This is a genomic window from Knoellia koreensis (genome assembly GCF_013041615.1).
Taxonomy (GTDB): Bacteria; Actinomycetota; Actinomycetes; order Actinomycetales; family Dermatophilaceae; genus Pedococcus; species Pedococcus koreensis.
On the sequence record NZ_JABEPQ010000002.1, the window covers coordinates 723,310 to 738,654 of the forward strand.

The 15,345-nt window shown below is 70.3% G+C and carries 10 protein-coding genes; all 10 read right to left on the reverse strand.

Annotated features, from left to right (window positions below; genetic code table 11):
* Positions 1-4: 4 nt before the first annotated feature.
* Positions 5-934, reverse strand: a complete 930-nt coding sequence (locus HJG52_RS11720; protein ID WP_171243744.1) for a glycosyltransferase — start codon at positions 932-934, stop codon at positions 5-7.
* Between the two features lie 62 nt (positions 935-996).
* Positions 997-2,469, reverse strand: coding sequence for a tyrosine-protein kinase domain-containing protein (locus HJG52_RS11725; protein WP_171243745.1), 1,473 nt, complete (start codon positions 2,467-2,469; stop codon positions 997-999).
* The gene (locus tag HJG52_RS11730; protein ID WP_171243746.1) at positions 2,456-3,847 is read right to left on the reverse strand and encodes a hypothetical protein; all 1,392 of its coding nucleotides are present in this window, start codon (positions 3,845-3,847) and stop codon (positions 2,456-2,458) included. Before HJG52_RS11730 ends, HJG52_RS11725 begins: the two co-directional genes overlap by 14 nt.
* Positions 3,844-5,787, reverse strand: coding sequence for a glycosyltransferase family 2 protein (locus HJG52_RS11735; protein ID WP_171243747.1), 1,944 nt, complete (start codon positions 5,785-5,787; stop codon positions 3,844-3,846). Before HJG52_RS11735 ends, HJG52_RS11730 begins: the two co-directional genes overlap by 4 nt.
* On the reverse strand, positions 5,784-7,262 hold the full coding sequence (locus tag HJG52_RS11740) for a lipopolysaccharide biosynthesis protein (RefSeq protein WP_171243748.1): 1,479 nt from the start codon (positions 7,260-7,262) through the stop codon (positions 5,784-5,786). Before HJG52_RS11740 ends, HJG52_RS11735 begins: the two co-directional genes overlap by 4 nt.
* 180 nt (positions 7,263-7,442) lie before the next feature.
* A complete protein-coding gene (locus HJG52_RS11745) occupies positions 7,443-11,189 on the reverse strand; it encodes a LamG domain-containing protein (protein WP_171243749.1) in 3,747 nt (1,248 codons plus the stop codon).
* A 47-nt stretch (positions 11,190-11,236) separates the two neighbouring features.
* Complete coding sequence (locus HJG52_RS11750; RefSeq protein WP_171243750.1) at positions 11,237-11,926, reverse strand: hypothetical protein; 690 nt, start codon at positions 11,924-11,926, stop codon at positions 11,237-11,239.
* Positions 11,926-13,449, reverse strand: coding sequence for a sugar transferase (locus HJG52_RS11755; RefSeq protein WP_171243751.1), 1,524 nt, complete (start codon positions 13,447-13,449; stop codon positions 11,926-11,928). Before HJG52_RS11755 ends, HJG52_RS11750 begins: the two co-directional genes overlap by 1 nt.
* A gap of 310 nt (positions 13,450-13,759) precedes the next feature.
* Positions 13,760-14,359 (reverse strand): aminoacyl-tRNA hydrolase, encoded by a 600-nt coding sequence (gene pth / locus HJG52_RS11760; protein WP_171243752.1) that lies wholly within the window; start codon positions 14,357-14,359, stop codon positions 13,760-13,762.
* Positions 14,360-14,546: 187 nt separating this feature from the next.
* Positions 14,547-15,251 (reverse strand): 50S ribosomal protein L25/general stress protein Ctc, encoded by a 705-nt coding sequence (locus HJG52_RS11765; RefSeq protein ID WP_171243753.1) that lies wholly within the window; start codon positions 15,249-15,251, stop codon positions 14,547-14,549.
* Positions 15,252-15,345 lie beyond the last annotated feature (94 nt).

The window sequence follows — 15,345 nt, forward strand, 5'->3', positions numbered from 1 at the left end:
TCCGCTAGCGGCGGCCGCCGAGGCGTTGCGCGGCATACTCCTGGTGCGTGTGACCGACCGAGCCGGCAAGCATGCCTGCCCCACGCACCATCGTGCGGGCACCGCGCGCCTGGTGATCCAGTCGCCGGGTGAGCCGGCCCCACGCCAGTCGCCCTGCACCCCCCACCAGCCGCAAGAACCCCCGGGCAAGGACGCCCAACCGGGCCACGGCTTCGTCGCGAGGGCTCTCAGCCAGGCGGCTGGCCACGGTCGCCCGGCTGACCCCCTGGCTCCACGCGCGTCGCATGAGCCAGCGTGGAGTGGTGCGAGCGGGCGGAACCTGGTCATCGGCGATCGACTCGGCGCACCAGACGATTCGACCTCCACGTCTGGTCAGCTGGCGCGTGAACAGCGTGTCCTCACCGCCGCTGAGTCCCAGCCCCTCGTCGAACCGGACCCCGAGGTCGCGCACCTGCGCCACGTCGAGGAGCAGGTTGCCCGTTGCCGCGGCGTCAACCTTCGTCCCCGTCGGCCACCAGACCCGGTCCCAGAAGCCACCCGCTGCCACCCACGGGTCGAGCTCGGTCTCGAACACCGAGCGGACCCGTCCCACGACACCGGTCGCACCGGTGTCCGTCCAGGTGGTCACGAGGCGGCCCAGCCACTCTGGCTGTGGGATCTCGTCGTCATCGATGAACACCAACGCAGCCGAGGACACCTCGTCCAGGGCACGGTTGCGCACCGCCGCGATCCCGGGCTTGGGCTGGCAGACGTACCGAACGGTTCCCCCGAACTCGCGAACCACGGCCTCGGCAGTGCGTTCCGGGTCGTTGTCGATGACCACGATCTCGGTAGCAAAACCCTGCGCCGCAAGGGAATCCGTCTGCTCGGCAACCCGCGGCAGCATGGCCGCCAAGAGGTGGGGGCGGCGGTACGTCGGGATGGCCACAGCCACGGAGGGCGGTTGCCCGCGCCCGGGCCGCTCCTGACCGTCGCCGAGTGGGCGGGTGACCGGATTCAGCGGCCCTCCACCGGGTCGGCCTGCCGACGACGGCTCACCATGGTCCGGTCCGAACGAGTTGCCCGCACGGGTTCAGCCGGGACACTGGTCGAATCGCGACGCTGGATGCCTCGCCGCCAACCCGACGCCTGTGGGCGGGTCCGGTATGAGTAGTAGGGGCTGCGGCCCTTCGACTTGACCCCGTTGAGGACGACGCCGAGCACCGGCGCATCGACCTGGTCGAGCGACTTGAGCGCGTCCTCGAACTCGTGTCGATGGACCATGCCCGCACGGGCCACGAGGACGACGCCGCTCGTCTGCGGGGCCAGCAGCGCGGTGTCGGTGACCGGGAGCAGTGGCGCGGCGTCGAGGATGACGATGTCGTACCTCGACCGGGCCTCCTCGAGGAAGGTGGCCATCTGCTGCGAGCCCAGGAGCACGCTGGGGTTGGGCGGGATTTCGCCGGACGTGATGATGTCCAGACCGTCGGCGCCGTAGGGCTGGATCAGCTCGTTCACGGCAGCCTCACCCATGAGCAGGGTGGTGAGACCGGCGTTGCCGATGAGCCCCAGGTATGCCGCGAAGACCGGCCGGCGCAGGTCTGCCTCCACCAGCAGGACGCGCTTCTTCGCCTCCGCGAGCGCGAGGGCGAGATTGATCGCCGTCGTCGACTTGCCCTCACCGGGCAGGGACGAGGTGACGGTCAGCACCAGCGGGCCCTGGCCCACGCCGACGAACCCGACGTTCGTCGCGACCCGTCGATACGCCTCGGCGGTAGGGCTGTGCGCGTGGTCACGCATGACGACCTTGCCCGTGCCGACCTTGTCGCGACGAACCTCGCCCAGCAGCGGGGTGTCGAACGAGTTGAGGTCCGAGGAGGCCCGCACCCGGGTGTCCAGCCGCGCCCTGGCCAGCACGAGGACGATGCCCAGGGCCAGGCCGCCGATCAGGCCGGCGATTCCGTTGCGCTTGGTGTTGGGCGAGCTGGGAAAGGTCGGCACCGTGGCGTCGGCCGTCACCGTCGCCTCGATGGTGCTGCGGCCCGCGGTGTCACGCGGGGCCAGCGCCACCACTCGAGTGCGGACCTCGCTCGCCAGCTCCTGGGCAATGCGCTGCGCCTTGGTCGCGCTCGGGTCGCTGACGGTCAGGTCGAGCAGCACCGTGTCTTTGTTCGCCTCCGCCTTGATCGTTCTGGCCAGCTTGCTCGGAGTGGTGTCGAGCCGCAGGGTCTCGATGACGGACTCGAGCACGACCGGCTGGGTGGCGAGCTCGGCATACGACAGCATCTGGCTCTGCGTGTAGGTCGAGCCCGAGTTGAGGTCGGTGCCCGACGTCCCGGTGGGCAGGCTGAAGTAGAGGGTCGAGGTGGAGCGGTAGATCGGGGTCGTTGTCATCGACCACGCGAGGATGCCCCCGGTCACGGCCATCGTCACCAAGGCGACCACCCACCACTGCTTGCGCAGCGCCTGCATGTAGTCACGCATGGTCATGGTCGCGATTCCCTCTCACCCACGCAGTCCGTCCCGTCTCACCAGCGCCGGACCTCGCCGACCTGCCCCCCACGGCACCGGCGGCCAACTGCGGCCGTGGCCCATAACTGCTGGTCAGTGTACGTCGCTGGACCCCTTGGCGGGCCCTTTCGTCCCCATTGGTTCGCAGCTGCTGGCTGGTCACCGCCAGGCCGGTACAGAACCACAGGAAGATGGAGTACTGGGTGATGAGGGCGACGCTCAGGTAGGCGGGAAGCAACGCGACGACGGACACCGTCGCAGGCGTGGCCCGGCCAGTGACCGTGCACGCGACCCCGGCGAGGTACAAGGCGGTGACCGTCAGGACCGCGATGGCGCCGTACGTCAGACCGAGCAGGACCACGGCGCTGTCGATCGACCGGAAGCCGGCAAAGCGCAGGGTGCCGTCTGGGCTGATCGCTGCCGAGGGGCTGAGCCCGAACAGGCTGATCTGGGACACCAGGCCGCCGAGGTCCCGCCGGTACGCCGAGCTGTCGGTGGCCTCCGACCCGGCCTGGGCGAACACCCGAAGCACCAACGGCGCGGCGAAGACCGCACCGGTCGCGAGCAGCCCGAGCAGCGTGATGCGGATCCGTGCCGCCAGGTGGCGGGCCTGGGTGACGAGAGTGAGCAGGAGGCCGATGAGCACGCAGCCGATCCCGATGCGGCTGAAGGTGAAGACGGACGCGAGCCCGATGACCAGGACCATGCCGATCCGGATCCAGCCACGGAAGCGGGAGGCGAGGACGAGCGGCACGGCCAAGGCCAATGACGCACCGAGCGCGATCGAGTGGCCGAAGGCTCCCTCGACGCGCAGCTGCCCGCCCCGCTCCTGCAGGGTGCCCCACACGGCATACGAGGAGTCACCGAACGCGAGCAGCACGAAGGGGTTCACGCCGCTCAGGAACTCCAGGACCGCGCCGAAGGCGACGACGGTGAAGATCACGGCGACGGTGTCCTGGACCCACTCGACCCCGAGCCGCAGTGGCATCACCCGCCCGAGCGTGTAGCCGACTCCCCATTCGACGACGGCCAGCACGGCCGTGGTGAGGGTGCCGTAACCGAGCAGGAGCGCGACGACGGCCACCAGGATGAGGAAGGCCACCAGCAGGTCGGCCGGTGAGACGTGGGAAAAGGCGACCGGCAACAGGGCGGCGATGACGAGCAGGCCGACGGCGCTGGCCGGCGAGATGTTGATGAGGATCTTCACGCCGAGCCAGTAGGGCACGAACGCGACCACCAGCAGCCAGCTCACCCCGGCCAGCCGCGGCCAGTGGCGGAAGCAGACGTACGCGAGCGAGGCCAACCCCACGGCGGCCAGGAACAGCGCGAAGGTGTCTGCCTCGAGCAACTTGCTCATGGTTGATGATGGCGCGAGGTCGGCTCCGGCGCGCCCATTCCGGTCCGAAGACCCACGGCTCGGCGGTATGCCGCCGCGTGCAGTCGCCCGCCGAGGTCCCAGTCCCGTGCGGAGAGGTCGGGATCGGCGGGTGGCCATTGCTCGCCCAGCGTCGCCAGGGTGCGGTGCAGGTCCTGCGGCTCGAGCTCGTCGGCGAAGGTGTGGACCCAGCCCGGCCCGACCTCGGCGGAGAGGCGGCGATTCACCTCGTTGTCGGGAACGAGCACGGGCGTCCCGAGGGAAAGGGCCGCGAGCACCGAGCCCGAGTTGTGCATCTCCGGGTAGGGCAGGACGACCAGCTGTGCGGCGCTGACCTCGCGCACCAGGTCGGGGTCGGAGACGAAGCCGACCGTGAGGTCGATTCGCGGGTCGCCGGCCACCAGTGCCCGCAGCTCCGGTTCGTACTCCGGGTTGGACACACGCCCCGCGATCCGCAGCGACAGGCCCTCGTCCGTGGTGGCGCGGAAGGCCTCGACCAGCCGGGGCAGCCCCTTGTAGCGTCGCACGGTCCCGAAGAACAGGATCCGGCCCGGCTGTCGCTCGGCGCGCGGGAACGGCGCGAACCACTGCCGGTAGTCACCGTGCGGAACGACCTCGACCGGCCGGGTGGGGTCGAAGGGGGTCGCTTCGTTGATGAGGATCCGCAGGTCCGTCATGCGCTCGGTCGCCAGGAGCAACTGGCGCTGGAACCGCGAAATCCCTTCTGGCAGAGCCAGATTGTGCATGGTCCGCACCCATGCGACGCCCTTGCACCGCATGCGCAGCACTATCACGGCGAACAGCACCTGCTTGGCCGCTCGACGCAGCCGGTCGCGTCCCGCCATCGCGCTCTCGGGCCAGTGCGCGTGGAACACGTCGTACTGACCGAGCAGCGCCTCGCGCCAGGAGAAGTTGGCGACGCGCACACCTGGGACGTCCGCCACGGCCTCGGCCAGCATCACGTTGTAGGGGTTGCTGGTGACCACGGGAGGCGGGAACGACAGCAGCACCCTGATCGGGTCGCTGGGCCCACGTCGTCGGTCGCGAACCAGACGCAAACCGTCAAGGGTCGCCCGCGCCGCAGTGGCGAGCGGTGAGCCTCGTTCCACCAGGTGCCGCCGACCACCGCGCCGCAGGATGGCCATGCCCTCGCGCAGGCTGCTGCGGGCCCAGTCTCGGCGGCCGGCCGCGGGCAGGTGCCGGGCCGCGAAGAGCAGACGGTTGCGGATGTTGAAGTAGTAGTAGAGCGGGGACAGCCGGTGCGCGCCGCGCTGCGAACCGCCCTCGTCATGGACCGCTGTCGCCTCGGGCAGCACGCGCACTGTCCCGCCGACCGCCTGCACCCGGTAGGACAGGTCGACGTCCTCCCAGTACATGAAGTACTCGGGGTCGAAACCGCCCACCTTCTCCCACAGCTCGCGACTGACCATGAGGCACGCGCCGCTCAGCCACGGGACCACCGCATGCGCCCGGGCCGGGTCGAGACGTCGGGTCGCCTCGATCCGCCCGTCCCGCAGGTGCACGACGTTCCCCGCGAACCAGGTTGAGCCGTCGGGCCGGAGCACGACCGGGCTGACCATCGCCATGGGGTCGGCCGTGACCGCGTCGACGAGCAGGCGCACGCTGTCGGCGCCGATGGTGGCGTCGGGGTTGAGGATGAGGAGCCGGTCGGCGCCGCCCTGCACCGCTGCCGCGGCACCACGGTTGACCCCTTCGCCGAACCCGACGTTGCGGTCGACGAGGACAGCGCGCCAGCCCTGCCGGGAGCACAACTCGCGCACCGCCTCGCGCTCGGCGACGGTGCTGAAGTTGTCCACGACGACGACGTCGAGGTCCGGTGACCCGTCGCTGACGGCGATGAGGTTGGTCGCCAGCAGGTCGTGCGTCCCGTAGTTCACGACCACGACCGTGGTGCCCGTCATCGTGAGATCCCCCTCCTCAGCAGGTGGACGACGTCCAGCGCGTCCGCCCTCCATCGTGGCAGAGCGGCCACGAGGGCCAGGTATGCCGCGGCGCCCGCGAGCGCACCGGTCGCCAGACGCGCCCAAGACGCGTCGAAGGGTGCAAGCGTGCCTGCATACCCACCGGCGGCAACCACGGCCGCCAGGACGACGCTGCGCAGTGCGCCACCGTAGAGGGACCGCAGGGGTAGGTCGGTCTTGCGGGACAGCCACCACAACGAGATCGGCCATGCCAGCGCGGGAGCCAGCGCGAACCCTGCCGCGACTCCCACCACTCCCCACAGGCTGCCGACGGCGATGCAGACGACCTTGACCGCGACCTCGAAGATCGTGAACGAGCGCAGCTGAGCCGTGAGTCCTCGCGACACGTAGACCCAGTAGCCGACGTAGGCGAGGATCTGGAACGCCCCGGCGGCGCCCATGAACCGCATGATCGGCGTGACCGACACCCACCGGTCGCCAAGGGCCAGCTCGACCAACGGCTCTGCGACCCCGATCACCCCACCGAGCCCTGCGCCGAGGGTGAACCCCAACGCCACCTGACCCCGGACGATGAACCGGTCGTAGCGGGCCCTGTCGTCCTGCAGCCGCGACAGGACCGGCAGGGCGACGTTGGTGAGCGGCGCGAGCGCCTGCGACAGCACCGGCATGAGCAGCTGGTAGCCGCGGCTGTACACACCCAACGGTGCCGGGCCGAACCGGGTGCCGATGACGACCGTGTCGGTGTTCTGGCCGGCATACGAGATCAGTCGTGACCCCACGAGGTGCCAGCCGAAGCGCACCAGGTCGCCCATGGGGGCCCCTCGATCCGGCGGCCCCGGACGCCAACGGGACACCAGGGCCAGGCCGAGGGCCATGGCCGCGAACTGGGCCAGCTGCTGGGCCACGATGGCCCAGTAGTGCGCACCGGCCAGGGCCGCGACGACGCCCACGATGAGTCCGATCACCCCGGCGCACAGGTCGACCACCACCATCGCGCGGAACCTCAGCTCGCGGGTCAGGCCCGCCCGGTACTGGCTGGCGAAGCCGTTGATGAGGAAGGCCACGGCGAGGACCCGCGTGATGTCCACCAGTTCGTCGCGGCCATAGGCCAGGGCGACCAGCGGTGCACCCGCAGCCAGCACCGCCATGAGGACCACCCCGGCGCCGAGGTTGATCCAGAAGAGGTTCGACCGTTGACCGGCGGACAGCGACTTGGCCTGCACCGCGGCGGTCGACAGCCCGAAGTCACGGAAGATCTCCGCCACGCCGGTCACTGCGACCACCATGGCCACCAGGCCGTAGTCACGGGGGGAGAGCAGGTGCGCCATGACGACGACAGACGTGACTTGGATGACGAACTTGCCACCCTGGCCGGCCATCGACACGGCCACGCCGCGGACAGCCTGGCCGCCCAGGGAGTCGTCCTGCTGCGTCGCTGCTGCGCTGTCCGTCATGGCAGGGCCCCGGCACCCGCGGGTTCCAGCACCTGCGCCATGACGTTCCTACACCCCTCGAAGGCGACCCCCTGCCGCCGTTGCACCGGACCAGTCTGCCCGGTGGACCTGCACCACACCACCACTTCGGCCGGAACCGCGACGCCCGGGGTCGATGCCCCGAGGCGCCGCGGTCACGAACTAGCCGGCCACGGGCTTGGAGACGAGGTTGTCGACCGTGAAGGCCATCGGCACGGTGGTGGCGAGGGACGACAGGAAGAACCCGACGCCCACTCCCCCGGCGACCTGCAACGAGGCCGTCGAGTCAGTCGTGGTCGTCTGCCACGCCGCCGGCTCGGTGGTGCCGGACTCCCACGCCTTGGCGCGCAACGTGGTCGGACCGGTTCCCTGCACCTGGATCCGCACCACGACGGTGTCACCGCTGGCGAAGACGACGCCCGGCAGCGACGTGCCACTCAGGGTCGTCTCGGTGCCACCCACCACCTTCACGAGGTAGAGGGACGCCGCCCCGGTGGTCGGGACCTGCAGCTTGGCCCGGTAGGCGTCGGTGAGGTTCCCACGACCGATCACGCTGATGTAGGCGTTGCCATCGGGACGCGGGCTCATCGACACCTCCACCGTGGTGTCGAGGTCGGTCGCACTCACCGAACGCAGCGCAGCGAACGCGCCGGCGCCCTTGTCGGCGGTGAAGCGGCCCGTGCCACCGGACACCGAGAACGCCGAGGCCGACGAGCTCAGGCTCCACGCGCCGCCCTGGTCGGCGCTGCCCCAGCCGCCGGTCACGGTGCGACCGAAGGAGTCCTGGGCGAGGAACTGGACCGGCGGCGCCGTCACCGTGACCGACTTCGTGGTCGTGTCCGTCGCGCCGTTGTTGTCGGTGACGGTGAGGGTCACGGTGTAGGTGCCGGCCGCGGCATACGTGTGCGTGGTCGTGGCGCCGGAGCTGGCGGCGGTGCCGTCGCCCCAGTTCCAGCTGTATGCCGCGATGGTGCCGTCGGGGTCGGACGAGCCGGACCCGTCCACGGACGCCTTCAGGTCGGAGGTCGTGGCCGTGAAGGACGCCGTCGGCGCCTGGTTGGCCTTGGCGACGGTGACCGACTTCGAGGCGGTGTCCGTGCCACCCGCGTTGTCCGTGACGGTGAGCGTCACCGTGTAGGTGCCGGCCGCGGCATACGTGTGGTTCGCCGTGGCGCCCGACCCGGCGGCGGTGCCGTCGCCCCAGTTCCAGCTGTATGCCGCGATGGTGCCGTCGGCGTCCGAGGAACCGCTGCCGTCCACGGACAGGGCCAACGCGTTGGCGTCGGTGGTGAAGGCGGCCGTGGGCGCCGTGTTCGTCACCGTCACCGAACGGGTGGTGGTGTTCGTCGCACCCTGGTCGTCCGTGACGGTGAGGGTCACCGTGTAGGTGCCCGCCGCGGCATACGTGTGGCTCGCCGTGGCGCCCGACCCGGCGGCGGTGCCGTCACCCCAGTTCCAGGCGTAAGAAGCGATGGTGCCGTCGTCGTCGGTGGACGAGGAACCGTCCACCGAGACCTTCAGCCCCTGCGCGGTGTTGGTGAAGGCGGCCGTCGGCGGCACGTTGGGCACGCCCGCGAGAGTGCGGCCGCTATCGCGGTAGTGCTTCTGGATCTGGTTGAGCGTCAAGGACGTCGGGTAGACGGCCACCTCGTCGATGGTTCCCGCGAGGTAGCGGTTGCCCGACCAGGTGCTGTCGCCACCGACTCGCCAGTAGCCCACGGTCGGCTCACCGGTGGTGGTGCCGGCGTTGCGGGCGACGCGCACGCCGTCGACGTAGAGGGAGACACCGTTCGCGTCGAGCGTCCCCAGGACCTGGTGCCAGTTTCCGTCGTTGATCCTGCTCGTGGAGCGGGCGATGTACGTCGAGCCGTTGTAGACGCCGAAGTTCACGTAGCCCGACGAGTCGAGGTAGAGGTGGCGGTCGTAGCTCGTGCTGTTGCCCGTCTTGGCGTTGCCGAACCCGATGATCTTGCCGCCGGAGAGCGAGGTGGTCTTGACCCACGCCTCGACCGTGAACAGGTTGGGCGCGAGCTCGGCGGTCTGGGTGGAGGCGAACGCGTTGCTGCCGCTGAACCGGATCGCCCGGTTGGTGTCGTTGTTCAACGCGCCGGTCTGGCCGTAGGTGAGGCCGCTGGTCGCCTTGAGGTCACCGGAGCCCAGCGAGTCCGCCAGCGTCGGTCCGGCGCTCTCACCCAGTCGCCAGTAGTAGTTGGCGCCGTCGTTGACGACGTCCTGGGCGTAGTCGCCCACCTGATCGGTGCTGATGGTCACGGCGTTGGTGGTGAGTGTCGCCGTGTTGCCCAGCGGGTCCTTGACGCGGACCGTGTACGTGTACGTGGCCCCGGGCGTGAGCCCCCGGTCGGTGTAGCCCATGGCGGGCTTCTGCCAGAACGAGCTGGCCTGCGTGGTCGTGTAGACCGGGGTCGCGTTACCGGACCGCAGCACCTCGTAGGTCAGGTTGGTGTTGTCGCGGTCTGCGAGGGCCTGCCACGAGATCCGCGCGGTGCCGGAGATGGCCGACTTCGCCACGGGCGCCGGGGTCGTCGAGGTGACCATCGGGCCCTGCTTGTTCGTGGCCTTGTCCTTGATGGCGAACCGGGTGAGGCCCTGCTGTGCAACGCCGTTCACCCCGCGGAACTCGCCACCGAGGGCGATGTAGTCGCTGTTTCCGGTCACGGACCACGACGCCTGGCCGGACGGGGTGTAGTTGCCCCAGATGAAGTCGGGGTACCAGTGCAGGTTCTGCGACGAAGGCAGGCCGGCGTAGTTCCAGCCGTAGTCGTCCGGCCCGGTGTTCTTGTTCACCGGGTAGGTCGTCTGCGCCAGCTGGTTGTGCTGGTTGATCGACCACGGGTTCGACGACGGGAAGCCACCCTGGTAGTCGCAGCCGTGGACGTGGCTGACGGAGTAGAGCACCTGGCCGATCGGCATGACGTCATAGGTGTCGCCGTGGCAGTCGTTGATGACGTTGATGGCGCCCGTGTCAGGGTTGAGACCGAACGTGCCCTCGAACTGGCCACCCGTGCCGAACGCGAAACCGCTGCCGTAGACCTGGGATCCGTCGTACTTGAGCGAGATGATCGCGCCGTTGGTGTGGTCGATGATCTTGGTGTTGGCCGCCCACGGCTGCACCGCGCCGGAGGTGATGTCGACGGCACCCATGCCGTTGACGATGCTGCCCGACAGGGTCTTCATCTGGCCGCCGACGATGACCTTGCCGCGGTCGGGCAGGGCGAGGACCGCCCAGACATAGCCGTCACTGGCGGTGGGGGCCCATGGCAGCATCGCGCCGTTCGAGACGTTGAACGCAGCCAGCCGACCACGGGCGGCGCCGTTGGCAGACTGGAACTCGCCACCGGCATACACCGTCGTCGGCGTCACCGAGAGGGCACGGACGCGCCCGTCGATCGACGCGGCGAACGACGGGATGACCGCGCCGGTGGTCGGGTCGAGGGCGACCACGTGGCTGCGCGGCTGGCCGTTGACGGCCGTGAAGTCGCCGCCGACGTAGAGCCGCGAGCCGTCGGGGGATGACGTGATCGTCATGCCCTGCGCGTTGAGGCTGGCGGCGAAGGTCGTCACCTGCTGCCCGGTACGGATGTCGTAGGCGACGATGTTGGAGACCGGCGCCTCTCCAGGTCCGCCGGCGGCCACCCCGGGCGGTCGCACGGTCGAGAACTCACCGGTCGCGTAGACCGTGTTGCCGATCATCGTCTGCGACCACACGACCCCGTTGATCTGGATCGTGGGCAGCGCGTCCGCTGACACCGTGGCGGGCGTACCCGTGGCGGGTGCCGTGTCGGCCAACGCCGGCGCGCTCGACATGACGGCTGCGCCGGCCACCGCCAACGCGCCGGCGACCACGAGGGCAACACTCCGACGGAACGAGGAGAGGCTGCGAGTGACCATGGAGTCCCTGCTTCGCGAGAGGCGCTGTCGCGCCGGATGATCGGTGGTTACTTGACCGGGCCACGGAACGTGGCGGCGGCGTGCAGGCCGTCGAAGTCGACGACCATCGTGACGTTCTTCAGCTGGGTGGTCGGCACGGAGAACGAGTACGTCGCGGTCGCGGTCTTGCCGGGCGCGACCGTGCCCGAGAAGTCCTTGGCGCCGCTGCCGTAGGTCGGCCGGGCGACGCGGGCCGGGCTGCCGTAGCGTGCGCTGACGACGACCTGGTCGAGCTTGATCGCCGCCTTGCTGCCGTTGGTGAGGGCGACCGTGATCATGGTCTTCGGGTCACCGGTGAAGGCACCCGGACCCTGCTCCTGGACGGTGCCCTGCTCGACCTTGGTGATCGCGAGCGAGACGCCGTCGGAGTATGCCGCCTTGCCGGAGAACGCGGCCGGCGGTGCCGTGTAGCGGGGGCTGGGCTTGCGACCGCCCCGCAGGACCGGAGCCGCCGCCTTGGCCAGCGGGTCGGCCGGACGGTTCGTCACTGTCCGGCCGGGCTCGTCGGCGCCGGGACCGTCAGCCGCGCCCTTGGTGGGGCCGGTGGTGGCCGGCGGCCCGACCGACGAGACGGGGGCGGCGTCGGCCTTGGCGTCACGACCACTGGCCGTGTCCCCGCCACCTGCGCAGGCAGCGGTCAGCAGGGCGACCGCGGCCAGGCCCGCGGCCGCGGCGCACCCGCGCACGCCGCCCCGCATCAGTACGCCCCGGTCCCGCGCACGACGGCGCGAACGGTGCGGGCGATGATCTGCAGGTCGAGCACGACCGACCAGTTGTCGACGTACCAGAGGTCGAGGCGCAGCGACTCGTCCCAGGACAGGTTGCTGCGACCGCTGACCTGCCACAGACCGGTGAGGCCGGGACGCACGTGGAGGCGACGCACCGCGTCGGACTCGTAGGTGGCGACCTCGCGCGGCAGGGGTGGGCGCGGACCGATCAGCGACATCTCGCCGCGCAACACGTTGAGCAGCTGCGGCAGCTCGTCGATGGAGAACCTGCGCAGGAAGCCACCCACCCGGGTGATGCGCGGGTCCCGCTTCATCTTGAAGAGCACGTCGTTGCCGGCGTCCGCCGTCGCGGTCAGCTCGGCCAACCGGGCCTCGGCGTCGACGACCATGCTGCGGAACTTGAACATGGGGAAGGTGACTCCACGCGCACCGACGCGCTCCTGCCGGAACAGGATCGGGCCCTTGGAGTCGAGCCGGATGGCCACCGCGACGGCAACGAACAGCGGCAGGGCCAGCACGACGATGACCAGCGCGCCGAGCCAGTCGACGACCCGCTTGGCAGCGCGTCGAACGCCGGCCATGACCGGGCGCTCGACGTGCAGCATCGGCATACCCGCCACGGGGCGGATCGACAGGCGCGGTCCGGCGACGTCGAACAGGCCGGTGGCCACGATGAGCTCGACCGCGCGCTCCTCGAGGCTCCACGCCAGCCGACGCAGCTCGCGACCGGTCAGGTCGTGGTCGTTGGAGACCGCCACGACCTCCGCGTCGAGCAGGTCGATGGCGTACATCGCCTCGGCGGGGTAGCCGAAGACCGGCACGCCCTCCAGCTCGGTGGCGAAGTCGCCACCGCTGTCGATGCCGGACACGCAGGCGCCGACGACCTTCATGCCCGCGCCGGAGGCCTTGTCGAGCTGGCGGATCATCCCGGCGACGCTCGCTGCACTGCCCACGACGACGGTGCGCTGCATGTCCAGACCGGCACTGCGGCGACGCTGCAACGAGCGCCGCAGGGCGTTGCGTGCGACGAGGCCGCCGACCAGCAGGGCCGCGAACACGACCAGCACGAGCCCGCGCGAGATCTCCAGGTGCAGGATCCACGAACCCAGCACCAGCGCGGCCACCAGGACCAGTGCCGACCGCGCCACCGCGCGGTACTCCTCGGTCGTCGTGCCCAGGTAGCGGCGCTCGTAGCCGCGGCACACGAACAGCGTCGCGACCCAGACGACCGGCAGCGCGATCGCCACCGCGACCCGCAGCGCCACGGGCGCGTCACCCACGGGCAGCACGACCGCGAGCACTCCGACGACGATCGCCGTCGCAACGTCGACGAGGAGCGCACGGCGCAGGTAGCCCCCCGGCCACCGGACCGCGCCCTCGGCGGCGCCGTCGCGCACCCCGGCACCGTCGAACCCCGTGAGTCCGGGCAGGCTCGCCCCGACTGGTTCCCTCTGCTTCGTCGAGGCGACGCGCGCCCCGGCAAGATCCGTCATGTCCCACTCCCGTCAGTGCCGGACCCCCAGACGGCTGTGGGACGTGGACCACCCCTGTTGGATCCCGCATCACGAGCCGTCGCCAGCACGCACGATGCTTTCAGCGCGAGGGTGCTGACGCGTCCGTCGCGGGAGTGAAGGTGAGCTTGACCAAAGGGACTACAGCATCTGCTGGCTGGCTCTCATACCGATGAGGGAGATCGTCGGTGTTCTCGTGCTCAGAGCGACCCGCGGCAACGCGCCGAAAAGCGTCGCGGGGAGGTATGCCGCGGGTCAAGCACTGGTCAAGATGGCCGCCGCCGGAGACCCCTCAGGCCGGGCTGTGGAAGCGCTGTTGGGCGGCGAGCAGCCCGTCGGTCACGACGGCCTCGACGGCATCGGCCGCGTCGCCCACGAGGAAGGGCAGCTCCTTGCGCTCGACCGAGGAGAAGTCGCGCAGGACGAAGTCGGCAGCGTCCATCCGCCCCGGCGGGCGGCCGATGCCCACCCGCACCCGCAGATAGTCCTTGGTACCCAGCGCCGAGGAGATCGAGCGCAGTCCGTTGTGGCCGCCTTCGCCGCCGCCCTTCTTGAGCCGCACGTCCCCGGCCGGGATGTCGAGCTCGTCGTGGACGACGACGAGGTGGTCGGGATCCACCGAGTAGAACTTCATCAGCGCCTTGACCGGGCCGCCCGACTCGTTCATGTAGGACGACGGCACGGCGATGACCGCCGCCGGACCGGGCGCTCCCCCGGGCGCCGTGCCGATCCGCACGGAGGCGGCGCTGGCGCGGGCCTTGTGCGAGGTCAGCCGCGACGACGTCCGCGCGGCCAGCTCGTCGACGACCATCGCACCCACGTTGTGCCGGTTCCCGGCATACCGCGCGCCCGGGTTGCCAAGCCCCACGACCAGCCAGGTGCCCTCACTCACGAGCGGCAAGTATGCCGGACGGCCGGCTACCAGCCCGCCTCACCCCGAGCGAACGCGCCCCGCCTCGTTGCGTCCGCGTGGACGGTTGCCATGGCGACCGTTCACGCAGACGCAAGAGCCCACACACGGCGCGAGGCCGGGTCCAAGCGGACCCGGCCTCGCGGCATACGTGCGTTGAGCTGGTAGCTCAGGCGTCCTCGGACTTCTCGCCCTCGGCGTCGCCCTCGCCCGACTCGCCCTCGGCAGCCTCGCCCTCGGCCTCGGCGGCCTCGGCAAGCTCCTCGTCGGACTCGTCGCGCTCGATGCCGGCCTCCTCCTCGGCCTCGGCGAGCTCGGCGTCCAGCTCCTCCTGGGAGATCTGCTGGGTGATGTTGACGACCAGGGTCTCCTCGTCGGTGACCAGCGTGGCGCCGGCGGGGAGCTCGACCTCGGAGGCCTTGATCTGCGTGCCGACCTCGAGGCCCTCGACGGAGACGACGAGGTTCTCGGGGATCTTGGTGGCCTCGACCTCGAGCTGGAGGGTCTGGGCGTCGACCGTGACGACGGTCTCGGCCGCGGCCTCGCCCTCGACGTGGACGGGGACGTCGACGGTGACCTTCTCGCCACGGCGGACGATGACGAGGTCGACGTGCTCGATGATCGGCTTGATCGGGTCGCGCTGGACGTCCTTGGCCAGGGCCAGCTGCTCGTCACCGTCGATGACGATGGTGAGGACCGCGTTGGCGACCTTGAGGGCCAGCATGGTGTCGTGGCCGGGGAGGGTGATGTGGACCGGCTCGGCGCCGTGGCCGTACATCACGGCGGGGATCTTGTGGTCGCGGCGGATCTTGCGGGCCGCGCCCTTGCCGAACTGCGTGCGCTTCTCAGCGATGAGCTTGCTGACGTCAGACACTGCGAAAACTCCTGGGGTCAAAGGGAACTCGAGGGCGGTGGGCCTCGACGCGGGGCGCAGCACGGAGGGCTCCACCGCGTCGATCACGGACGGT

Coding starts and splice junctions, on each gene's coding strand:
- HJG52_RS11755 (WP_171243751.1), bottom strand. CDS start 13,449: ATGACGGATCTTGCCGGGGCGCGCGTCGCCTCGACGAAGCAGAGGGAA.
- HJG52_RS11745 (WP_171243749.1), bottom strand. CDS start 11,189: ATGGTCACTCGCAGCCTCTCCTCGTTCCGTCGGAGTGTTGCCCTCGTG.
- HJG52_RS11750 (WP_171243750.1), bottom strand. CDS start 11,926: ATGCGGGGCGGCGTGCGCGGGTGCGCCGCGGCCGCGGGCCTGGCCGCG.
- HJG52_RS11740 (WP_171243748.1), bottom strand. CDS start 7,262: ATGACGGACAGCGCAGCAGCGACGCAGCAGGACGACTCCCTGGGCGGC.
- HJG52_RS11725 (WP_171243745.1), bottom strand. CDS start 2,469: ATGACCATGCGTGACTACATGCAGGCGCTGCGCAAGCAGTGGTGGGTG.
- HJG52_RS11730 (WP_171243746.1), bottom strand. CDS start 3,847: ATGAGCAAGTTGCTCGAGGCAGACACCTTCGCGCTGTTCCTGGCCGCC.
- HJG52_RS11735 (WP_171243747.1), bottom strand. CDS start 5,787: ATGACGGGCACCACGGTCGTGGTCGTGAACTACGGGACGCACGACCTG.